General features: G+C 51.4%; 18 protein-coding genes. 12 read left to right on the top strand and 6 right to left on the bottom strand.

Annotation, left to right across the window (positions count from 1 at the left end; genetic code table 11):
- Window positions 1-51: 51 nt before the first annotated feature.
- From FT643_RS13325 to hemE, 11 genes are all read left to right on the top strand, one after another.
- Window positions 52-1,119, top strand: coding sequence for a pilus assembly protein PilM (locus tag FT643_RS13325; protein WP_156871891.1), 1,068 nt, complete (start codon window positions 52-54; stop codon window positions 1,117-1,119).
- A complete protein-coding gene (locus FT643_RS13320; RefSeq protein ID WP_156871890.1) occupies window positions 1,116-1,673 on the top strand; it encodes a PilN domain-containing protein in 558 nt (185 codons plus the stop codon). Before FT643_RS13325 ends, FT643_RS13320 begins: the two co-directional genes overlap by 4 nt.
- A 4-nt stretch (window positions 1,674-1,677) precedes the next feature.
- Window positions 1,678-2,274, top strand: a complete 597-nt coding sequence (locus tag FT643_RS13315) for a type IV pilus inner membrane component PilO (RefSeq protein WP_156871889.1) — start codon at window positions 1,678-1,680, stop codon at window positions 2,272-2,274.
- A 1-nt stretch (window position 2,275) separates the two neighbouring features.
- Window positions 2,276-2,806, top strand: coding sequence for a pilus assembly protein PilP (locus FT643_RS13310; RefSeq protein WP_156871888.1), 531 nt, complete (start codon window positions 2,276-2,278; stop codon window positions 2,804-2,806).
- 71 nt (window positions 2,807-2,877) lie between these two features.
- Complete coding sequence (locus FT643_RS13305) at window positions 2,878-4,926, top strand: type IV pilus secretin PilQ (RefSeq protein ID WP_156871887.1); 2,049 nt, start codon at window positions 2,878-2,880, stop codon at window positions 4,924-4,926.
- Between the two features lie 7 nt (window positions 4,927-4,933).
- Window positions 4,934-5,452 (top strand): shikimate kinase AroK, encoded by a 519-nt coding sequence (aroK, locus tag FT643_RS13300; protein ID WP_156871886.1) that lies wholly within the window; start codon window positions 4,934-4,936, stop codon window positions 5,450-5,452.
- A 70-nt stretch (window positions 5,453-5,522) separates the two neighbouring features.
- Window positions 5,523-6,602, top strand: coding sequence for a 3-dehydroquinate synthase (gene aroB / locus FT643_RS13295; protein WP_156871959.1), 1,080 nt, complete (start codon window positions 5,523-5,525; stop codon window positions 6,600-6,602).
- Window positions 6,586-8,136: an SPOR domain-containing protein gene (locus FT643_RS13290; RefSeq protein WP_156871885.1), complete on the top strand. Its 1,551-nt coding sequence runs from the start codon at window positions 6,586-6,588 to the stop codon at window positions 8,134-8,136. Before aroB ends, FT643_RS13290 begins: the two co-directional genes overlap by 17 nt.
- A 219-nt stretch (window positions 8,137-8,355) precedes the next feature.
- The gene (gene gltB, locus FT643_RS13285; protein ID WP_156871958.1) at window positions 8,356-12,816 is read left to right on the top strand and encodes a glutamate synthase large subunit; all 4,461 of its coding nucleotides are present in this window, start codon (window positions 8,356-8,358) and stop codon (window positions 12,814-12,816) included.
- Between the two features lie 97 nt (window positions 12,817-12,913).
- Window positions 12,914-14,335, top strand: a complete 1,422-nt coding sequence (locus tag FT643_RS13280; protein ID WP_156871884.1) for an FAD-dependent oxidoreductase — start codon at window positions 12,914-12,916, stop codon at window positions 14,333-14,335.
- A gap of 43 nt (window positions 14,336-14,378) precedes the next feature.
- A complete protein-coding gene (hemE, locus tag FT643_RS13275) occupies window positions 14,379-15,443 on the top strand; it encodes a uroporphyrinogen decarboxylase (protein ID WP_156871883.1) in 1,065 nt (354 codons plus the stop codon).
- Window positions 15,444-15,525: 82 nt separating this feature from the next.
- On the opposite strand, the gene FT643_RS13270 is transcribed toward hemE, so the two are convergent.
- Entirely contained in the window at window positions 15,526-15,975 is a 450-nt protein-coding gene (locus tag FT643_RS13270) for a PaaI family thioesterase (protein ID WP_156871882.1), read from the bottom strand.
- Window positions 15,976-16,070: 95 nt separating this feature from the next.
- Between FT643_RS13270 and FT643_RS13265 the strand changes: the two genes are divergently transcribed.
- Window positions 16,071-17,153 carry a polysaccharide deacetylase family protein gene (locus FT643_RS13265; RefSeq protein ID WP_198043526.1) on the top strand — a complete coding sequence of 361 codons (1,083 nt, stop codon included), beginning with the start codon at window positions 16,071-16,073 and terminating at the stop codon, window positions 17,151-17,153.
- A gap of 69 nt (window positions 17,154-17,222) precedes the next feature.
- On the opposite strand, the gene FT643_RS13260 is transcribed toward FT643_RS13265, so the two are convergent.
- The 5 genes from FT643_RS13260 to apaG all read right to left on the bottom strand — a co-directional run bounded on the left by FT643_RS13260 (window position 17,223) and on the right by apaG (window position 23,653).
- On the bottom strand, window positions 17,223-18,776 hold the full coding sequence (locus FT643_RS13260; RefSeq protein WP_156871880.1) for a SpoVR family protein: 1,554 nt from the start codon (window positions 18,774-18,776) through the stop codon (window positions 17,223-17,225).
- 15 nt (window positions 18,777-18,791) lie between these two features.
- Entirely contained in the window at window positions 18,792-20,078 is a 1,287-nt protein-coding gene (locus FT643_RS13255) for a YeaH/YhbH family protein (RefSeq protein WP_317622024.1), read from the bottom strand.
- Window positions 20,079-20,091: 13 nt separating this feature from the next.
- Window positions 20,092-22,014 carry a PrkA family serine protein kinase gene (locus FT643_RS13250; RefSeq protein ID WP_156871879.1) on the bottom strand — a complete coding sequence of 641 codons (1,923 nt, stop codon included), beginning with the start codon at window positions 22,012-22,014 and terminating at the stop codon, window positions 20,092-20,094.
- 443 nt (window positions 22,015-22,457) lie between these two features.
- Entirely contained in the window at window positions 22,458-23,270 is an 813-nt protein-coding gene (locus tag FT643_RS13245) for a symmetrical bis(5'-nucleosyl)-tetraphosphatase (RefSeq protein WP_156871878.1), read from the bottom strand.
- On the bottom strand, window positions 23,270-23,653 hold the full coding sequence (apaG, locus tag FT643_RS13240) for a Co2+/Mg2+ efflux protein ApaG (RefSeq protein ID WP_156871877.1): 384 nt from the start codon (window positions 23,651-23,653) through the stop codon (window positions 23,270-23,272). Before apaG ends, FT643_RS13245 begins: the two co-directional genes overlap by 1 nt.
- Between the last annotated feature and the right edge of the window lies 1 nt (window position 23,654).

Below are 23,654 nucleotides of genomic sequence, written 5' to 3'. Positions count from 1 at the left end.
ACTGCACAAAATTCACAATTTCAGTAGAACGACAAAACAGGACAGGAAGATATGCTGCCCTTCCTCAATAAGAAGGCTTCAACCGCAAAATTAGGTATCGATATCAGCTCAACTTCTGTGAAGTTGCTTGAACTCAGTCGTAGCGGAAATCGATACAAAGTAGAGGCCTATTCGGTCGAGCCACTACCTGCAAATGCGGTGGTGGAAAAGAATATTAATGACGTTGAAGGTGTCGGTGAGGCCATCGCCAGGGTGGTGGCCAGAGCGAAATCCGGGATTAAGGGTGCCGCAGTTGCAGTCGCCGGATCGTCCGTCATTACCAAAGTCATCGAGATGGATGGCACTTTATCAGATGATGAAATGGAATCCCAGATCAAAGTCGAGGCGGATCAATACATTCCTTATCCGCTTGATGAAGTTGCAATCGATTTCGAGGTGCAGGCGCCAGTAGAGGGCTCTGCAGACCAGGTTGAAGTGTTATTGGCAGCTTGTCGCAACGAAAACGTCGAATTGCGGGTCGATGTCCTGGATATTGCCGGTCTTACCGCCAAAGTAGTGGATGTGGAAGCTTATGCAATGGAGCGGGCATTCAGTCTGGTAGCGGATCAGATCGACGGTGGCGAAGAACAAACCGTAGCGATCGTTGATATCGGTTCCACGATGACAACTCTTAGCGTGCTGCACGACGGCCGCACTATCTATACCCGTGAACAATTATTTGGTGGTAAGCAGCTGACAGAGGAAATTCAGCGCCGCTATGGTTTGTCGTTCGAAGAGGCCGGGCTTGCTAAAAAGCAGGGCGGCTTGCCGGATGATTATGAAACCGAGGTGCTTGACCCCTTCAAAGAGGCGGTAGTTCAGCAGGTAACGCGATCTTTACAGTTCTTCTTTTCGTCCAGTCAATATAACGATGTGGATCATATTCTGCTCGCGGGCGGAACAGCGTCTATTATTGGTTTAGGAGAGTTGGTGCAGGACAAAGTGGGTACCACCACCTCTATTGCCAACCCCTTCGTAGATATGGCGCTGTCTTCGAAAGTAAATGCATCGTTACTTAGCGCCGACGCGCCATCGTTGATGATCGCTTGCGGCCTGGCGTTACGGAGTTTTGACGGATGACAAAGATTAACCTTTTGCCCTGGCGCGAAGAGCGGCGTCAGGAGCTGAAACGACAATTTTTTATTGTGCTGGCGGGTGCGCTGCTGATCGGAGCAGGCGCGGTCTATCTGGTCAATATGAATGTGGAATCGCGGACCGAGTATCAGGCCCAACGCAACCAGTTTATCCAGAACGAAACCAAGAAGCTAGAAGATCAGATCAAAGAAATAAAAGAACTCGAGAAGAAGCGGGAGTCTCTGATTGAACGGATGCAGGTTATCCAGGATTTGCAGGGCAACCGTCCAGAAGCGGTAAAAGTGTTCGACGAACTGGCCCGTACCGTTCCCGACGGGGTGTTCTACGGCCTCCTTCGTTCCAACGGGGACGTTATTTCCATGACCGGTTATGCAGAGAGTAACAACCGCGTTTCCAATCTGATGCGGAATCTGGATGCGTCGGATTTATTTGAGTCGCCCAACTTGTCGAAGGTTCAATCTGGCAGCAAAGATCAGGCCGCTAATGAGTTCGACCTGACAGTTAAGCGCCAGAAACCTGCTAGTGAGAAGGAAGGTTGATAGGATGGACGCGAAAGAATTTATAGAATCACTCAATAATCTCGACCCGGAAAACATCGGCGGCTGGCCGTTTCCCGTTAAGCTGGCAATGTGGTTGGCTGCTTGTGTCGTCGCTGGTTTTCTGGTGTATCACTTCCTGTTGTCGGATTCGCTGGCCAAGCTGGATTCAACAGCGGCAAAAGAAACCCAGCTAATGCAGGAATACGAAAAGAAAGCCTATCAAGCGTCGAATCTGGATGCATATAAAGAACAAATGACGGAAATGGAAAGTACCTTCGGAGCCCTGCTGCGGCAACTACCCAGCGATACTGAAGTGCCTGGGTTGCTGGAAGATATTTCCCATACCGGACTGAGTGCCGGGTTGACGTTCAACACCATAAAATTAGCGCCGGAAACCAGTAAGGAATTCTATGTCGAGTTACCAATAGATATAGAAGTAAAAGGCGGTTTCCACTCTTTCGGTGCCTTTGTTAGTGCGGTCGCATCGCTGCCACGGATCGTGACGTTGCATGACTTTGAGATAAAGCCGGACGGTAAGTCTCAGAATCATGAATTGACCATGAGCATTCGTGCCAAAACTTATCGCTATAAGGAAAATTGATATGAAGAGCGTAAGTTTTACCGTAATTTTGATGACGTTGCTTTGTGTCTCGGGCTGTGGTGGAAACGGGCAATATGACGATATCAAGGCCAAGATGACAGAAATTCAGAACGGGCCTAAAGGTCGGATTAAGCCGCCACCGGAATTCAAGGTATATAAAGCCTTTGCCTACAGTGCCGCTGCGTTGCGAAGCCCTTTCGAAAAACCAATTGAAGTGGAATTGGCGGCGCTGCCGCAAAAACGAAGCAATGTAAAACCTGATTTCAATCGGCCGAAAGAAGTTCTCGAACAATACGGAGTCGATTCACTGCAGATGGTGGGCACGCTGATGCGGCCTGGCGGCACGCTTTTCGCCCTGGTCAAAACACCGGATATGGGACTGCACAGAGTGAAAGAGGGAAACCACGTTGGCCGTAATTTCGGAAAGATAACTGCTGTTAACTCGAACAAAATAGACTTAATTGAAATTGTATCCGACGGTCAAGACGGTTGGGTTGAGCGTCCACGCACTCTGGTATTGCGTGATGACTGATGCGTGGGAGAAAGTGAATGAATAGTTTGCGCCAATTTAAACGAACAAAAACAAGGAATCAGGTACCTGCAATGAAATTCAAGTTGTGTTGGGGTTTACTGGTGACCCTATTATCCTCTCCCGTGTGGGCTGCCAAATTAACCGGCGTTGAGTCTGCAGCGCTGCCTGGTGATGCTATTGAGATCAAATTGAAATTTGATAGCGCACCTCCTTCTCCCACCGGATACACCACTGACTCACCGGCGCGAATCGCGCTCGATCTGAACGGAGTCAGCAATGGTATGTCCGAGAAATACCACACGCTGGGTAGCGGTAATGTACGCAGCCTGACCGTGATGGGAGCGGGCGAACGCACACGTCTGATCGTGAGCATGACCTCGCTGACCGGCTATTCGACCGAAGTCTCTGGCAACAACCTCCTGGTACGCATCGGTAGTGGTGAAAGCTCCGCTTCTTCTACCATGATGGCGCCTCAATCCACTGCCGGCAAAAGTTCGGCGGCGGAAAACGGCGTTCAGGAAATCGATTTTCGTCGCGGCGACCAAGGTGAAGGTCAGGTGGTGGTGACCCTGAGTAATCCCAATGCACCTGTGGATTTGAGCGAGCAGGGTGGAAAAATTGTCGCCGTTTTCGGTGGCGTAACACTACCGGAAAACCTGCAACGTCGTTTGGATGTGGTCGATTTCGCGACGCCGGTAAAACTGATCGATGCCAGCTCATCGTCCGGTAACGCCCGGATTGCAGTAACGCCGACAGGTGAATACGAGTACATGGCGTATCAGACGGATCAGACATTCACGATCAGTGTTAAGCCCATTACCGGTGCTGAGCTGGATCGCAAACGTAAAGAGAAATTTCAGTACACCGGCGAAAAATTATCGCTTAACTTCCAGGATATTGAAGTGCGGTCTGTGCTTCAGCTGATTGCGGACTTTACCGAACTCAACCTGGTCGCCAGTGATACTGTTCGTGGTCGCATCACCCTGCGTCTGCAAAACGTGCCCTGGGATCAAGCGCTGGACTTGATACTGAAAACAAAAGGCCTGGACAAGCGTAAAGTCGGTAACGTTATGCTGGTCGCCCCGGCAGATGAAATCGCAGCCCGTGAAAAATTGGAGCTGGAATCCCAGAAACAAGTGAAGGAACTGGCCCCGTTACGGACCGAATACCTGACTGTAAATTACGCCAAAGCAAAAGAAGTTGCCGACCTGGTCACGCAATCCGGATTTATGAGTGAGCGGGGGACCATCACTGTGGATGAGCGTACCAATGTGATGCTGATTCAGGATACGTCAGACAATATAGATGAAGTTCGCTTCATGCTTGAGCAACTGGATATTCCGGTTAAACAGGTAATGATCGAGGCTCGCTTGGTGATTGCACGATCGGATGCGGCGGAAGAGTTGGGTGTGAAGTGGGGCGTATCTCAATACACCAACCCACCCACATCGTCTACTGGCGCCGTAGTTAACGGAAGCGCTGCCGGTATCAGTGATTCCCTGGATAACGGTGCCATCGAAATCGGTGACAGTGCATTGGCATTGGATCTGGGTGTGGTTTCCAGTGAAGCCAGCCGGATTGCGCTGGGTTATTTTGACGTCGATCACGGTTTGGTTGATCTGGAGCTGTCCGCGCTGGAATCCGATGGCCGTGCCGATATAGTATCGACGCCCAAGGTATTAACTGCGGATCAGCAAACTGCTAAAATCCAATCCGGTACCGAAGTGCCTTATCAGGAGGCGTCGTCCAGTGGTGCAACCTCCACTTCCTTTAAAGAAGCGGTATTGTCTCTGGAAGTAACACCTCAGATCACGCCTGATGGCCGCATTATTATGGATCTTAAGGTCAACCAGGATTCAGTGGGGGAGATTTTTAACGGTGTACCTTCCATTGATACCAATGAAATTGAGACCAGTATTATTGTAGATAACGGGCAAACCGTGGTATTAGGTGGGGTGTTCCGCTCTGAAGACGTGGAAGCGGTTGTGAAAACACCGTTCCTGGGTGATCTTCCGGTGCTGGGACGTTTGTTCCGCCGGACCACTAAATCCAATCAAAAAGCGGAACTACTGGTGTTCATTACTCCACGTATAATGAACGATGTACTCTCTGCTCAATAAGAAGTAAATGTCAAAACACGGAAATGTCATTTTAGTAGGCCCGATGGGTGCAGGTAAAAGCACCATCGGGCGTCAGCTTGCCCAATTACTCAGCTACGAATTCGTCGATTCAGATCACGAAATCGAGGCCCGCACCGGCGCGGATATCCCCTGGATTTTTGACGTTGAAGGTGAAGAAGGTTTTCGCCGTCGCGAGCAGGCTGTTATCGATCAACTCACCTTGCGGGACGGAATCGTATTAGCGACCGGTGGCGGAGCGGTTACCCGGGAGGAAAATCGCCGGGTTGTTTCTGCCCGGGGCATTGTCGTTTATCTCAAAACCTCCATCGAACAACAGCTCACGCGCACGGCAAAGGATCGTAAGCGGCCCCTGTTGCAACATGCTGAACCGCGTAAAGTGCTCACTGAATTAATGAAAACCCGTGAACCGCTCTATCAGGAAGTGGCTGATTATGTGGTGGACACCGACGCTTCCAATATCAAGGACGTGGCCAGCGAAATTGCGCGCCTGATTACCCAGCCCTAACGCTTCTCACCTGTGTACCCGATACTCCTTAGTAGCTACAATAGGCCAATATTTGGCAAGAGGAGTTATGATGGAAACCCTGAGTGTTGCATTGGGTGAACGCAGTTATCCGATCTATATTGGCGGTGGGTTGTTGGCTCAACTCGGGGCATTGCTGCCCAAGCTTGCAGGCAAGCAAGTGCTGGTTGTCACCAACACCACCATCGCACCGCTGTATCTCGAAAAAGTCCAGTCGGCATTGCACGGATACGAGGCATCAAGCCTGGTATTGCCCGACGGTGAACAATACAAAACCCTCGATACCCTCAACCAAATCTATACTGCTTTGCTGGAGCGGAAGCACAGCCGCAGCACCACATTAATCGCATTGGGTGGTGGGGTGGTGGGTGATATTACCGGATACGCGGCAGCCAGCTATCAGCGCGGTGTTGATTTCATACAAATACCCACAACCCTGCTTTCTCAAGTGGATTCGTCGGTCGGCGGCAAAACCGGGGTTAATCACCCGTTGGGTAAAAATATGATCGGTGCGTTTCATCAGCCGAAGGCCGTGATTGCCGATACCGATTGCCTTTCGACGCTGCCGGAGCGGGAACTCTCGGCTGGTCTGGCCGAAGTCATAAAATACGGATTAATCCGGGATACCCAGTTTTTGGATTGGATTGAACGTAATATGAGTCTGCTGCGGGGGCATCAAAGCGAAGCCCTGGGGTATGCGATCAAGCGGTCTTGTGAAATTAAAGCGGAAGTGGTCGCGGCAGACGAGCGCGAAGGCGGTGTCCGGGCGATCCTGAATCTGGGGCATACTTTCGGTCACGCGATTGAAGCGGATCAGGGGTATGGGCAATGGTTGCACGGTGAGGCTGTGGGCGCGGGTATGGTTATGGCGGCAGTGTTATCCCAGAAAGAGGGCTATCTGAGCCAAGCTGATATTGATCGCACCCAAGCAATTATTGAAGCGGCCGGTTTGCCAGTTGCCGGGCCCCCAAATATGACAGAGAATGATTATTTAGAGCGAATGGCCGTGGACAAAAAAAATATTGATGCGCGGATTCGCCTGGTGTTATTGCAGGCCCTGGGGGATGCAGTAGTGACGACCAATTTTGATCAAACCAATCTCCGGGCCACATTGGATGACTGCACAGCCTGATACGAATAAAAACCTGTCCGATACTCACGGGCAGACTGCTCAGCCGGAATCCTCCGAAGCGCAGCCAGTGCTGGATCCGTTCGATGATGCCCGCATTGACGGGCTGTTTTTCCCCGGAGGAGGCCGCCAGGATACACTGGAGCAATTGCAGCACTTATTACGCTATGGCCCAGCCTTGTTGGTGCTGGATGGCGATGCCGGTGTGGGCAAACACTTTCTTGTGAATCGCATGATTGCCATGCTGGATCCGGAATTGTTTGATCTGGCGTTGATTCAGTCCAATGTGCTGAATCGCCCGCAAGACATATCATCAGCACTTTCGACTGCCTGGCGGTGTCCTCAGGAATTGACACTTGAAAACCGGCAGCAGGTTTTAACGGCCACGGCTCAAGCTGCTGACAGTGAGTCAAAAACATTGTTGGCTGTCGTGCGTCAGGCTCAACACCTAAGCCCGGAAAGCTGTCTGCTTATTCGCGAACTGTTAGCGATCACCGCTGGCCTTCCGGTCAAATTTCTTTTGGTGGTGGACGCAATTGAGCTTGAATCTGCCGGCTATCTATATGAACTGATTAGTCAGGTGCCTGATAATTTTCAACTGACCCTGTATCCGCTTACGCCGGAAGAAACCAGCGAATATTTGGCCTATCGACTGCGCACTGCCGGGCTCGGTCAAGTGCGTTTTAATGATGAGCAGCTGCTGCACATTCACAATCAAACGTTGGGTAATATCCAGCAAATTAATGAAATGGCGCGTGACTTATTGGCAGCGACGATGCCAACGCCGGTGCCCAAGCCCGCGACCCTATCCGGATTGCCCAAAATGCATCTGGCTGCGCTTGCAATCATGGCGGTTGTGCTTGTGCTGTTGATATTGATGCGCGGCAGCAAGCAGCCCGAGCCTGATAAAGTGGACTTGGCGGATCGCGCCGAGCAGGTCCAACCCGGTTTTGCGGACGTTGGCGACCCGCCCGCAGTCGTATTGGCCCCAGGGCAAATCACAGAGGCGCCGGCAACGGAACCGCAGCAAGCCGGTGCGGAGACGGATGCTTCATCCGATGCAGATCAGCGGGAAGCCCAGGATCAGGTGAGCCTGGTTGAACCGGTGGTGGTTATGGATAAGCCGGACGAAACCGAGAGCGTTATCGATCCGACTCCAGAACAGCGTGCTCCTGTCGAGCAGCCTGTGCCCGAACCGGCGGAACGCGCCGGGGTTGTCGGTAAAACAGTAGCGGGTGTGAGTGATCGGTCTGCTTGGTTGGGCACGCTTCCAAAAGGCGATTATGTGATACAGCTGTTGGGTGCCAAAGAGTGGAAGACGGTCGAAACCTTTGTCAATCGCTACTCTGGCGTAAAGAATCTTGCTTATTATCGCATGGCGCGTCATGGTGCTCCCTGGTATGTGGTGGTGCAGGCAAGTTACCCGAATCACGACGCTGCAAGTGCAGCTGTCACAAAATTACCACAAGCGCTGCAAAAGCAGGGGCCCTGGATCCGAAAAGCCGAGGCAATTCAAGAGGAAATAAAAAACCAGTGAGTCATTCCTAACTCATTCATTTCTGGACTGTTTTTTGCGTGTATTTTACTGGTGTGCCTCTCTTTGGACGTGCTACGTGCACCAGAAGAGGGAGATACGTTTGTCCAATTGAGGGTTCGCATGTAAAATGGCTGTCCATTTTTGCCTGGATTGCGTATATCAGGCGCGAGATTCTCAAATAACCTATTGAATTCACTGGAAAAAGGGCTTTCGCTTGTGATGAAAATACAGAGTGGTGGGCTCTACCATCCTGACCAGTTTAAAGACAACTGTGGCTTTGGCTTAATTGCACAAATGAAGGGCATAGCCAGCCACGAATTATTGCAGACTGCGATTGAGGCACTCACGTGCATGACTCACCGCGGCGGAATTGCTGCCGATGGCAAAACCGGCGACGGCTGCGGGCTGTTGCTGCAGATGCCGGATAAGTTTTATCGCGCGGTTGCAAAAGAAGCCTTTGGTAAGGATCTGAGCAAGCAATTCGCGGTGGGAATGACGTTCCTATCTCAGGATACCGCTAAGGCGCAGCACGCCCGGACTGTGCTGGAAGACGAAGTTTCCAGGCAAAGCCTGGAGGTCGTGGGTTGGAGAAAAGTGCCGTTCGATAGCAGCGTGTGCGGACGCATCGCGATGGAGAGCCTGCCTTTAATAGAGCAGTTGTTCCTGAATTCCGACGGAATCTCGGATACCGAGATTAATCGCCGGCTCTTCTTTGCACGTCGTCGTGCAGAAGCCCGCTTGCAGGAAGACGAGGATTTTTATATCCCCAGCTTGTCTGCCACGGTCGTATCCTATAAAGGGCTGGTGATGCCGGCGGATCTGCCTTCCTTTTATAAAGATCTGGCAAACCCAGAAATGGGCACTGCGATTTGCGTGTTCCACCAGCGTTTTTCAACCAATACCCTGCCGCGCTGGCCTTTGGCGCAGCCGTTCCGCTATTTGGCGCACAATGGTGAAATCAACACCATCATGGGCAACCGCAACTGGTCGGTTGCGCGTACTCCCAAATTTGTATCTGATCTGTTACCGAATCTGGATGAAATCCTGCCCCTGGTAAACCGTACCGGTTCTGACTCCTCCAGTCTCGATAATATGCTGGAATTGTTATTGGCCGGTGGCATGGATATCTATCGTGCGGTGCGCTGCATGGTGCCGCCTGCCTGGCAGAACGTGGAAACCATGGATGCGGATTTACGCGCGTTCTATGAATACAATTCCATGCACATGGAGCCTTGGGATGGTCCGGCCGGTCTGGTAATGACCGACGGCCGTCACGCAATCTGTATGCTGGATCGCAACGGTCTGCGACCAGCCCGTTGGGTGATCACCAAAAACGGCTTTATTACGCTGGCGTCGGAGATCGGTGTCTACTCCTACAAGCCGGATGATGTGGTAGCCAAAGGCCGGGTCGGGCCGGGACAGATCCTGGTGGTGGACACGGAAACCGGAGAGCTGTTGCACACCGATGAAGTGGATCAGCGATTAAAGTCGGCGCAGCCCTACAAGCAATGGCTGAAAGAAAATGTGATCCGTATTCAGGACACGTTAACCGACGAGACCCGTTCCATTGAGCAGCTCGATCCGGCAGCCATAAAGACCTATCAGAAATTATTCCAGGTTACATTTGAAGAGCGTGATCAGGTTATTCGACCGATGGCGGAAAGTGGTCAGGAAGCAGTGGGTTCCATGGGCGATGACACGCCAATGGCGGTGTTGTCGGCCAAGGTTCGGCCGTTATACGATTTCTTCCGGCAGCAATTTGCCCAGGTAACCAACCCGCCAATTGACCCCTTAAGGGAAGCTGTGGTGATGTCTCTGGAAACCTGCGTGGGTGCAGAGCGCAATGTGTTTGAGCAAACGGCGGAGCATGCAGACCGGGCCATATTGACCTCGCCGGTGTTGTCGCACAGTAAGTTTCAGCAACTGCTGTCGATCACCCGTGAAGGATACCAGGTGCAGCGTTTGTCTCTGAACTACGATGCAGCGATCAGCTTGCGACAAGCGGTTGAAAATATCTGCACGCAAGCGGAAGAAGCCGTGCGCTCCGGTAAAGTTATTCTGGTGTTGAGCGACCGTGACATCGATGAGAAAAAACTCCCGTTGCCCGCGCTTATGGCGACCGGCGCGGTACATCACCACCTGACCGGCAAAGGTTTACGTTGCGATTCCAATATCATTGTGGAAACGGCGGGCGCCCGCGACCCTCATCACTTCGCCTGCCTGATCGGATTCGGCGCGACAGCGGTTTACCCCTATCTTGCTTTTGATGTGATCTGTGACTTGGTGCGTACCGGCGAGATCCTGATGGATCCAATCGACGCGCAGAAGAATTTTCGCAAGGCGATCGATAAAGGACTGCTGAAAATCCTTTCGAAAATGGGGATTTCAACCGTGGCGTCTTATCGTGGTGCGCAATTGTTTGAAGCGGTCGGTATTGCCATGGACGTCGTCGATACCTGTTTTCTCGGGGTGCAGAGTCGCATCCAGGGTGCGGGATTTACCGACTTTGAGAATGACGCCAAGCTGTTGTCGCTGGACGCCTGGAAAGCGCGCAAACCGATTGCACAGGGCGGTATTCTTAAGTACGTCCACGGCGGCGAATACCACGCCTTCAATCCGGATGTGATAGGCGCGTTACATAAAGCGGTTCAATCCGGCGACTACGAAGCTTATCGTGAATACGCCGTTCTGACTCAGGACCGGCCGGTTGCAGCGATTCGTGATCTGTTGGGTTTGAAAACCAGTGCCGCCGGCGCAATTGCTTTGGACGAAGTAGAGCCGATGGAATCCATATTACCGCGCTTCGATTCTGCCGGCATGTCTCTCGGTGCGTTGAGCCCGGAAGCTCACGAAGCCATTGCCACGGCCATGAACCGCTTGGGTGGGCGCAGTAACTCCGGTGAAGGCGGTGAAGATCCCGCACGCTTCGGTACCGAGCGCGTTTCCAAGATCAAGCAGGTTGCTTCCGGCCGCTTTGGTGTGACTCCGCATTATTTGGTGAATGCGGAAGTGCTGCAAATCAAAGTCGCGCAAGGGGCCAAGCCGGGTGAAGGGGGGCAATTACCCGGTGGCAAAGTGAATGAACTGATTGCCCGCCTGCGTTACTCGGTGCCGGGAGTGACATTGATTTCGCCGCCACCGCACCACGATATCTATTCAATTGAAGATTTGGCGCAGCTGATTTTCGATTTGAAACAGGTTAATCCCCAGGCGCTGGTGTCCGTTAAGCTAGTGTCTGAGCCCGGCGTAGGTACCATCGCAGCGGGTGTAGCCAAGGCCTATGCGGATTTGATTACCATATCCGGTTACGATGGCGGTACTGCCGCCAGCCCGCTCACGTCGATCCGTTACGCCGGCTCGCCTTGGGAGCTGGGTTTAAGTGAAGCGCACCAAACACTGCGTGGCAACGATCTGCGCGACAAAATCCGGCTGCAAACCGACGGCGGTCTGAAAAATGGGCTGGATGTGGTGAAAGCGGCTATCCTGGGTGCTGAAAGCTTCGGCTTTGGCACCATTCCGATGATTGCTTTAGGCTGTAAATACCTGCGTATATGCCACCTCAATAACTGCGCAACCGGTGTCGCCACGCAGCAGGATAAATTACGCGAAGAGTTTTTCATCGGTGCACCTGAAATGGTGATGAATTTCTTCCGCTTTGTGGCGCAGGAAACCCGCGAGTGGATGGCGCGCCTCGGCGTGCGGACTATGGCCGAACTGGTCGGCCGCACCGACCTGCTTGAAATGCTCGAAGGCATCACCGACAAACAGAAAAACCTGGATTTGTCACCCATTCTGTCCAGCAGTCACGTTTCCGATGACAAACCGCAAATCTGTGCCGTTGCCAGTAACGCTCCGTTTGATAAGGGCGAGTTGGCCGAGCGCATGGTTGACACGATGCTACCGGCGATCGATGCAAAAAGTGGTGGTGAATTTGATTTCGGTATCACCAACTGTGACCGCTCTATCGGTGCTCGGTTATCCGGTGAAATTGCCAAGCGTCATGGTAACCAGGGCATGGCTGATAGCCCGATCACTATTCGGTTCAAGGGCACGGCGGGGCAGAGTTTCGGCGTGTGGAATGCCGGTGGTCTGTACATGTACCTGGAAGGGGATGCCAATGATTATGTCGGCAAAGGCATGACCGGCGGTAAGTTGGTTGTTCATCCGCCTAAAGGCAGCCCGTTCCGCAGCGAGGAAACCTCCATTATTGGTAACACCTGTCTTTATGGGGCCACCGGTGGCAAACTGTTTGCTTCCGGCCAGGCAGGGGAGCGTTTCGGCGTACGTAACTCCGGAGCACACGCGGTTGTAGAAGGTGTCGGGGATCATGGTTGTGAATATATGACCGGCGGTCTGATCACCGTATTGGGCGAAACCGGCTATAACTTTGGCGCCGGGATGACCGGTGGCTTTGCTTATGTGTTGGATGAAGACAAAACCTTTGTCGACAAATATAACCATGAATTAGTTGAGATTCAGCGTATTCACAGCGAAGACATGGAAGGTTACCGAACCCATCTTGTGAGTGTCATCGAAGAGTTTGTAGCTGAAACCGGGAGTGACTGGGGCAAGCAAATCCTCGACCGGTTTGATGATTATGTAGGCCAGTTCTGGTTGGTGAAGCCCAAAGCAGCCAGTATCCAGCGTCTACTAAACAGCATCCGGCACCGTCCCGAATAATCAAACATGCACAACTGCAGTACGGCCGGAACCTGGTCAGTCCTGCAGTCATGCATGGTCGGAGCTCCCGACTTCGTCTTTAGCAGTGAGGTTTAAAATGGCAGAGCGTTTGAATAACCACTTCCAGTTTCTGGATGTATCCCGGCAAGATCCTGCCAAAAAGGAGATCGGGGTAAGGCGTTCTCAATATGTTGAGATCTATAATCCGTTTCAACCGGAGCAATCGGCGTCCCAGGCGCACCGTTGTCTTGAGTGCGGGAATCCCTATTGCGAATGGAAATGCCCGGTTCATAACTTTATCCCGAACTGGCTCAAGCTGATCTCGGAAGGGAATATTCTGGAGGCCGCGGAATTAAGCCATCAGACCAATACCTTGCCGGAAGTCTGTGGCCGTGTGTGCCCCCAGGATCGCTTATGTGAGGGCGCCTGTACGCTCAACGACGGTTTTGGTGCGGTGACGATTGGCTCGGTGGAAAAATACATCACCGATACTGCGCTGGCTATGGGTTGGCGGCCGGATATGTCGAGTGTCATTGCGACGGACAAAAAAGTGGCGATCATAGGGGCAGGTCCTGCCGGGCTGGGTTGTGCCGATGTGTTGGTGCGCAATGGTGTAAAACCGGTGGTGTTTGACCGTAATCCGGAAATCGGCGGCTTGCTCACCTTTGGCATTCCTGAGTTCAAACTGGAAAAGCCGGTGATTCAGTTGCGTCGCGAAGTATTCGAAGGCATGGGTATTGAATTTCGCCTAAATACGGAAATTGGCAAAGACATCGGCATGGACGACCTGCTGAAAGAATACGATGCCGTGTTTATGGGGATGGGTACTTATACTTATATGAAAGGCGGCTTTCCCGGCGAAGATCTGGAAGGTGTGCATGAAGCGCTGACCTACCTGGTGTCTAATGTGAACCGCAATATGGGGTTCGAAAAAGACCCGGCGGACTTTATTGATATGTCGGGTAAAAAAGTGGTGGTGTTAGGCGGCGGTGATACCGCGATGGATTGTAACCGTACTTCAATTCGGCAAGGCGCTGAGCAGGTAACCTGTGCTTACCGTCGCGATGAAGCCAATATGCCCGGTTCCCGCCGGGAGGTGACGAACGCCCGTGAAGAAGGGGTGGAGTTCCTGTTTAATCGCCAGCCAATTGCAATCATTGGGGATAATCATCGGGTACAGGGGGTTAAAGTCATTGAAACCCGGCTCGGAGAACCCGATGCCCGCGGCCGTCGTAGCCCCGAACCGATTCCTGGCTCAGAACAAATACTGCCGGCCGATGCGGTGATCATTGCCTTCGGGTTTCGTCCCAGTCCCCAGCCCTGGTTCGATCAGTCGGGAGTAAATATTGATGACAGCGGTCGCGTAGTGGCGCTTGAGCAAGCCGAATTTCCGTTCCAGACCAGTAATCCTAAAGTGTTTGCCGGGGGTGATATGGTTCGTGGATCAGATCTGGTGGTCACGGCAATCTGGGAAGGTCGCAAAGCCGCCGAGGGTATACTGGATTATCTGGACGTGTAAGTCCGCAGCAATCGGCAATACCATAATAAAATAAAGGGATTACATGTCTGAACTGAAAAACGATCGATTTTTGCGAGCCCTGATGAAACAACCGGTGGATGTCACTCCGGTCTGGATGATGCGACAGGCCGGTCGTTATCTTCCGGAATATAAGGCAACACGAGCCCACGCAGGGGATTTTCTGTCGCTGTGTAAAAATGCGGAATTGGCCTGTGAAGTCACGCTGCAACCGCTTGAGCGATTCGAGCTGGATGCGGCCATTTTGTTTTCGGACATCCTGACCATCCCGGATGCGATGGGATTGGGGTTGTATTTTGAAGAAGGGGAGGGCCCCCGTTTTCGCAAAACCATTCGCAGCGAGCAGGATGTCGAGCAATTGACGGTGCCTGACGCTTCCAACGAATTGGGCTACGTGATGAATGCGGTGCGCACCATCCGTTCTGCATTGTCTGGGCGCGTGCCTTTGATTGGATTTTCGGGCAGCCCGTGGACGTTGGCAACTTATATGGTTGAAGGGGGCTCCAGCAAAGACTTTCGCACCATCAAACGCATGATGTACTCGCAGCCGGATGTGCTGCACGCATTACTGGCGAAGCTGGCAGACAGCGTTATTGATTATCTGAATCAGCAAATTCTGGCCGGCGCCCAGGCCGTGCAGATTTTTGATACCTGGGGTGGTGTGTTGAGTAGCCAGCATTACCAGGCGTTTTCCCTGCGTTATATGAAAAAAATTGTCGACGGTTTGCTAAAAGAGCACGACGGTCGCGCGGTGCCCTCCATTCTGTTCACCAAAAACGGTGGCCAGTGGATAGAAGCGATCGCGGATACTGGCTGCGCTGCGGCCGGGCTGGACTGGACTGTTGAGCTGGGCGATATCAGGCAGAGAGTCGGCGACAAGATTGCACTGCAGGGCAACATGGACCCGTCGGTACTGTACGCCTCCCCTGATAGCATCCGTAAGGAGGTGGCACGAATACTGGAAAGCTTCGGTTCTGGAGAAGGCCACGTATTTAACCTGGGGCACGGTATCGCATTGGATGCAGACCCGGATCACGCCAAGGTGTTTGTGGATGCGGTGCATGAGCTAAGTGCCCAATACCATCGCTAACCGCTTTAATCAAACGGGCGGCAACTCTGCTATCAAGCTGCGTCGCCGCTAACACCGGTTTGGTCCGTGTGGGTGATGAACCTTATCGTCCGTGGGCCCGTGCCTGGTAGCGGGCAGTGGTCACAGCGCAGATTTCTCCGTTTTCATCTTTAATTTCCTGTTCCAGTATATAAACGGACTTTCCTTTTTCTTCTACTTCGCGATTAATGCGCTCAATTTCTTCTTCGCTGATGCGGGATTCCACCGTGACAGCGGTTTTCGCAGGCTTCAGGAACTTGATGCTCATCTCGGTGACAATCGGGTAGCACTTGGCGACATCAAAGGCACTGAAGAACAGGGAGCCGCCCGGTAGCTCAGCGATGGTAAACAAAGAGCCAGCGTACATCATGCCAATGTGATTGCAATTTTGTTCATAGGGTAGCTTCATTTTCACATAGCCCCGTTCAAACTCAATTACCTCTGCGCCGGCGAATTTCGCCAGGGGAATGGAACCGGTAGTCAGCTCGTTTATTTTCTCAATATCAAATTGCATGGGTACACCTTAATTATCATTGTTGTTGAGTCGAATTAGGAACCAGAAATTTAGGTTACACTGCCATGATACCAATCCCAAAAACAGGCGACTATATGGTCATGCAATGTTTATCTGCTTTGTTGGTTCTGGTGAACGGGTTGTTAATTGCGGTGAATAGCGGCCCGGTGCAGGCGCAAGGTGACGTCCGGCACGGGGTAATTCTGCAATATCATCACGTTTCGGATAGTGCACCGGCATCGACCCGTGTTACCCCGAAGGCGTTTCGGCGTCATATGGAAATTTTGAAAGAAGACGGTTTCAATGTCTGGCCGCTGGCCAGGTTAGTGGCATTTTTACAACAGGACAAAGCGCTGCCGGATAAAACGGTAGTGATCACCATCGATGACGCTTATCTGGATGTTTATCAAAATGCAGCCCCGATTTTAAACGAATTCGGCTACCCGTTTACTCTATTTGTCAGCACCGATCCGGTTGATCAAAAGCTGCGTGGATTTATGAGTTGGGATCAGTTGCGGGAGTTACAAAAGCAAGGTGCGCAGTTAGCCAATCACACCCAAAGCCATTTGCACCTGCTACGTAAATTGGAAGGGGAGTCCGAATCGGAGTGGCTCGCCCGTATTGAAGGTGAGCTCAAACAATCAGAGGCGCGTATAGCGGAAGAGACCGGCGCGAATTGGAAATATTTCGCTTACCCCTATGGCGAGGTCAACGAGCGGTTGCTGAAAAAAATCCAGGAGTGGGGTTTTCTGGGTTTCGGTCAACAGTCTGGGGCGGTGGATAAAGCGCTGTTGAACTCGGGTATTGCCCCGCGGTTCCCCTTCAATGAACACTATGTTGATGAAAAGGCATTCAGATTAAAGGCCGCTAGCCTGCCATTGCCGATAGCAAAAGAGAGCAGTGAGCCAATAGTTTGGAGCAAGCCGGCGAAGCCGCAACTTAAGCTCACCTTGACGGCGGTTAACGGCGCTCTGACCTGCTTTGCCAGTGACCAGGGTGAAATTAACGTCGTTAAAACCGCAGACAAAGAATTCACTATTCAGTCGGATACGGCCATCCCGGTAGGGCGCTCCCGTTATAACTGTACGATGCCGGTAGCAGGCCAGCAGGGCCGTTACCATTGGTATTCTAAAACCTGGATTCGTAAGCGCGATGACGGCAGCTGGTATCGGGAGTAACCCAAAAAAAGCACCGACACTATTCAATAAGTCGGTGCTTTTGCATTTTGCCGGAGTTCGAGTGTTGGCTCAGACTTTTTGGATCAGGCCGGGCTCGTCATCGTGTATGGAATTGACTTCAATGCCTTCACTGCCACATTTGAAGGTTTCCATAACTTCATCGCCCTGAACAGATTCAATGACGACATCAAACTTCCAGAGGCGTCGCAGGTGTTTCAACACTTCCTGTGCCGACTCTTCGTCCAGGGGGCGCCGGTTGTGCCGTACGTGGCGCAGGGTTAAAGAGCGATCGCCGCGTACATTGACGTTATAAACCTGAATATTGGGCTCGTTCATGGACAGATTGTATTGCTTTGACAGGGATTCGCGGATATCCCGGTAGCCGGGATCATCGTGGATGGCGGTAATTTCCAGGTCGCGTTCCTTGTCATCATCAAGAATGGAGAAAAATTTAAACTCGCGGATGATCCGGGGTGACATAAATTGCTGTACAAAGCTTTCATCTTTGAAATTCTGCATCGCGAAATGCAGGGTTTTATTCCAGTCACTGCCAGCGATATCCGGGAACCACTTTTTATCTTCCTGTGTCGGATTCTCACAAATACGTCGAATATCCTGCATCATATTAAACCCCAGTGCATAGGGGTTAATGCCGCTGTACATGCGGCTATCAAATGACGGTTGGAATACGACAGACGTATGGGATTGTAAGAATTCGAGCATAAACCCGTCTGTGACCCGACCTTCCTCATAGAGCTTGTTGAGCAGGGTGTAATGCCAGAATGTGGCCCAGCCCTCGTTCATAACCTGGGTTTGGCGCTGGGGATAAAAGTACTGAGCAATTTTTCTGACTATGCGCACGATTTCCCGTTGCCAGGGCTCCAGCAGCGGGGCATTTTTTTCAATGAAGTAAAGTAAGTTTTCCTGGGGTTCCTCGGGGAAGCGCTTGGTGCTGAGTTTGCTCTTTTTGCCCCCCATTAAAGGGATGGTTTTCCATAATTCGTTGACTTGCTTTTGTAAGTATTCCTCGCGTTCCTGCTGCCGCTGACGTTCTTTTTCGGCGGAAATGGGATAAGGGCGTTTATACCGATCGACACCATAGTTCATTAACGCATGGCAAGAATCCAGTACCGCTTCCACTTCATCGACACCGTAGCGTTCCTCACATTTCATGATGTAGTTTTTGGCAAACACCAGATAGTCAATGATAGAGGTCGCGTCGGTCCAGGTTTTAAAAAGGTAATTACCTTTGAAGAAAGAGTTGTGACCATAGCAGGCATGGGCGATCACCAGAGCCTGCATGGTCATGGTGTTTTCTTCCATCAGATAGGCGATGCAGGGGTCGGAGTTGATAACGATTTCATAGGCCAGACCCATTTGTCCCCGGCGGTAATGCTGCTCGTTGGAAACAAAGTGCTTACCATAGGACCAATGGTTGTAACCCACTGGCATACCGACTGACGAATAGGCATCCAGCATCTGCTCAGCCGATATGATTTCGATCTGGTTGGGGTAGGTGTCGAGGCCGAATCCTTCAGCGATACGTCCGATTTCCCGATCGTATTCCTGAACCAGTTCAAACGTCCAGTCGGACCCTGTCGATATGGGGTTTTGTTCAGTCATAGACATCCTTCCGTGTTAACTGGCTCGCTGCACCTGCTTACGCTGGAACAGTTCGCGGAACACCGGGTAGATGTCGCCCGGATCGCTGATTTGCTGCATGGCAAAATGTTCGCAGGTGGCTTCAATGGTTTCATATTCACGCCACAAAGCCTGATGCCGGCGGGGGTTGATTTCGATGTAGGAGTAATACTGGACTTGCGGCAATATGTCCTTAAGCAGTATTTCCCTGCATGTAGGCGAATCGTCGTTCCAGTTATCTCCATCCGATGCCTGGGCACCGTAGATGTTCCACTCGTCTGCAGGGTAACGCTCCTGCATTATGTCTTTCATCATCTTCAGCGCACTGGAAACGATGGTGCCGCCGGTTTCGCGGCTGTAAAAGAACTCTTCCTCATCCACTTCCTTGGCGCTGGTGTGATGCCGGATAAAGACCACCTCAATGCGCTCATAATTCCGCTTCAGAAACATATACAGCAAAATAAAAAAACGTTTTGCCATGTCTTTCATGGCCTGATTCATGGAGCCTGATACATCCATAAGGCAAAACATGACGGCTTTTGAAGTGGGTTTAGGCTGCTTCAGGTGATGGTTGTAACGCAGGTCAATGGTATCGATGAACGGAATCTTTTTGATGCGGCGGCGCAGTAAATTAATTTCGTCTTCGAGCTCTTTCTCCCGACGCTTATCCCGCAGAATCGGGTCTTGTTCCTGGAGCGCTGCGAATTCGGCTTCAAACTCACGCAAACGGCGGCGGCTGGACGCGCCCAGCGCAATACGTCTGCTGGTTGCCTGACGCATAGAGCGCACCACGTTGATTTTGGCAGGGTTACCATCATTGATGATGCCTGCGCGGACGTATTTGAAGGTCTCGACCCCCTGCAGCTGACGTTTTACCAGGTTAGGCAGCTCCAGATCTTCAAACAGAAAGTCGAGGAATTCATCCTGGCTAATCTGAAATACGAACTCGTCTATGCCTTCGCCGGAGTCACTGGCATCACCCTCACCACTGCCTCCGCCGGCACCACCCTGAGGGCGCTGCACATGGTCGCCGGCAACAAACTCTTTATTGCCGGGATGAACCATTTCCCTTTTGCCACCTTTGCTGTGGTGAAAAAACGGCTCGGAAATATCCCGGCGGGGAATGGATATGCTTTCCCCGCTCTCAAGATCGGTAATGCTGCGTTTGGTCACTGCTTCATCTACCGCTTTTTTGATGTGCTTGCGATAACGACGCAGGAACCGTTGCCGATTTACCGTGCTTTTGTTCTTACCGTTTAGGCGTCGATCTACAATATACGACACTGCTTCACCCGCCTTATTGCGATTTACGAACTCTTAAATACCATTCCGACAGCAGGCGAACCTGTTTCTCGGTATAGCCACGTTCCACCATGCGCAAAACAAAGTCTTCGTGTTTTCTCTGATCGCCCTGTGATGCTTTGGGGTTGAACGAGATAACGGGAAGCAGGTCTTCGGTGTTGGAGAACATTTTCTTCTCGATTACAGTGCGCAGTTTTTCGTAGCTCAGCCAGGATGGGTTTTTCCCGGCGTGATTTGCACGAGCCCGAAGTACAAAATTAACCACTTCATTGCGGAAATCTTTGGGATTGCTGATGCCGGCGGGTTTCTCTATTTTCTCCAGCTCATCATTCAGTGATTTACGATCAAATATTTCTCCGGTGTCGGGATCACGATATTCCTGATCCTGGATCCAGAAGTCGGCGTAGGTAACGTAGCGATCGAAGATATTCTGTCCGTATTCGGAGTAGGACTCCAGATAGGCCGTCTGAATCTCCTTGCCGATGAATTCCACGTAGCGAGGAGCCAGAAATTCCTTGATAAAACGCAGGTAACGTTCGCGAGTGTCACCGGGAAACTGTTCCTGTTCAATGGAGTTTTCCAGAACATGTAACAGATGCACCGGGTTGGCGGCTATCTCTGAATGATCGTAGTTGAATACTTTGGAGAGTATCTTGAAAGCAAAGCGGGTAGACAACCCATCCATACCTTCATCAACACCCGCTGAATCCCGGTATTCCTGATAGGATTTCGCTTTCGGATCGGTATCTTTCAGGTTTTCACCATCGTAGATACGCATCTTCGAATAGATGGAAGAGTTCTCTGGTTCTTTCAATCGTGACAAGGTAGAAAACTGGGCCAGCATGCGCAAGGTGTCCGGTGCACAATGAGCGTTCGACAACGAGCTGTTCTGAAGTAGTTTTTCGTAGATTTTAATTTCTTCAGTAACCCGTAGGCAGTAGGGCACTTTTACGATATAGATCCGGTCAATAAACGCTTCGTTATTTTTGTTGTTTCGGAATGCCTGCCATTCAGATTCGTTGGAGTGGGCCAGTACGATTCCGTCGAACGGAATTGCTCCCATGCCTTCGGTGCTGTTGTAGTTGCCTTCCTGGGTTGCGGTCAGCAACGGGTGTAATACTTTAATCGGCGCTTTGAACATCTCGACGAATTCGAGCAAGCCCTGGTTGGCTTTGCAAAGCCCACCCGAAAAGGCGTAACAATCCGGATCGCTTTGGGCGAATTCTTCCAGTTTGCGGATGTCCACTTTACCTACCAGGCTGGAAATATCCTGGTTGTTTTCGTCGCCGGGCTCTGTTTTGGCCACACCGATTTGGTCGAGTATGGAGGGGTACAGTTTTACCACTTTGAATTTGGAAATGTCACCGTTGAATTCGTGCAGACGTTTCACAGCCCAGGGAGACATGATGCCTTTCACGTAGCGTCTTGGAATACCGTATTCTTCTTCAAGAATCGCGCAGTCTTCTTCCGGCGCAAACAGATTGAGCGGTGATTCGTTTACCGGTGAACCTTTGATGGCATAAAAAGGGATTTTTTCGATTAAGTGTTTTAATCGTTCTGCCAGGCTGGATTTACCACCACCAACCGGGCCCAATAAATACAGAATTTGTTTTTTCTCTTCCAGGCCCTGAGCGGCGTGACGGAAGTAAGAAACAATTTGTTCGATGCACTCTTCCATGCCGTAAAATTCACTAAAGGCTGGATAGCGTCGGATAATTTTATTGGAGAAAATGCGGCTCAGGCGCGGGTCCATCGATGTGTCGATCATCTCAGGTTCGCCAATGGCGGCGAGCATACGCTCTGCTGAACTGGAATAGGATTGCGGGTCTTGCTTACAGAGATCGAGATACTCTTGCAGGGAGTATTCTTCTTCCTGGGTGACTTCGTATCGATTCTGGTAGTGACTGAATATACTCATGGAGCTACCTCGTGTTCACTGCAACCGGTTAGCTAAGCTTGGACTTTGCTTCGGTGCGATTTGTTCAATAACAAAATCATGCTTAATTATTATCTTAGTATGAAAAATTAAAAACGGTTGAAAGAAAAGGGATTATTTCATTTTTATGGATTTTTTTTATTTATAGTTGGAATTGCCTGCCAGGCTAGTGACAGCACATAAATAACGTTATAGGCTATTTGGGCCTATACGCTGTTTCCAGCCAACACGTTTACCCCGTTTTAACCCTGTTTTTTTAGAACTTTTATTTAAAATCAGCCATTTTTTTTCCACTGTTTAGAACGCCATTGAATATGCGATTAAACATCGGATGAGGGTGGGGTGGTGTCAGGCCGTGACGATTGCAATCGGGGCAGGTCGGGGGCAAAGAAGAGGCGGGTGGTGTTCAATCCAATGAGCGCGTTTCAGGACTTTTCGCAGTCACAGGAGGTCAGCGCTTCAGTTTCCAAACAAACAGCAGTTAGGCGATTTCCCCACACGCATCCGGTATCCAGTGCCAGCACACCGGGGTAATTGCTGACGCCCTGCAGGGCTGCCCAATGGCCAAACAAAATTTTCTTTTTAAGCGGCGTCCGTTGTGGCCATTGAAACCAGGGTATGAGTCCGGCAGGTGCGTCACTGAGCGCTTCTTTGTGCGTCAGATCGATTTCCCCATCGCCATTGACCAGGCGCATACGAGTGAAGAAATTGGTGATGGTGCGCCAGCGATCCGGTCCGGTCAGGCTTTCATCCCAGATGGCAGGTGTATTGCCGTACATGTTCTCGAAGTATTGTAGTCTCAGCTGCGGATTCTGGAGTACGGTCTCGACTTCGCGGGCACATTTCCGGGCTTGTTGCAAAGACCAACCCGGATAGATACCCGCATGGCTCATTACCCAATCATCGTTTTCGTGCATCAGCGGGCAGCTTAGCAACCAATCAGTCAGCTTGTCGCGGTGTTTGCTGGCCAAAACATCATTGAACGTGTCCTTGCGTTTGGGGCTGCCTATTCCCGCCAGTACCGCCAGCATATGTAAATCGTGATTGCCCAATACCGCGATTAGGTTGTCACGCCGGTCATAGCAAAATTTGAGGGTTTTTAGTGATTCAGGACCTCGGTTTACCAGGTCCCCGCAGAGCCAGATCTGATCCTGGTCGGGGTTGAATTTAACTTCATCCAGCAGGCATTTGAACGGTTTGAAACAACCCTGAAGGTCGCCGATGGCGTAGGTCGCCATCAGTGCAGTGACCTCGGGGTGGCCAAAGTGAATACAGGAATGTCGGCATCAAATTTCAGTCCCGTTGCATCAATCATCTGATAGCTGCCCTGCATGCTGCCGACCGGGGTCTGCAATACGGTTCCACTGCTGTATTGATAGGCCTCACCGGGCATAATTGTGGGTTTTTCGCCAATCACACCTTCGCCCCTGACTTCTTGCACCTGCTGATTGCCGTCGGTGATGATCCAGTGTCGTGACAGCAATTGAGCGGGTAATTTGCCGTGATTTTCTATGGTGACGTGATAGGCGAATACATAGCGACCTGCCTCTGCGCTGGATTGGTCAGGGACGTATTCTGTGCTCACCTGTACCTGAATCTGGTCGTAATCCTGTTCGTGCATG

Source organism: Ketobacter sp. MCCC 1A13808 (genome assembly GCF_009746715.1).
Lineage (GTDB): Bacteria > Pseudomonadota > Gammaproteobacteria > Pseudomonadales > Ketobacteraceae > Ketobacter.
The sequence above is the reverse complement of the archived record's forward strand: the minus strand, read 5'-3'. Positions and strand labels throughout refer to the sequence as shown.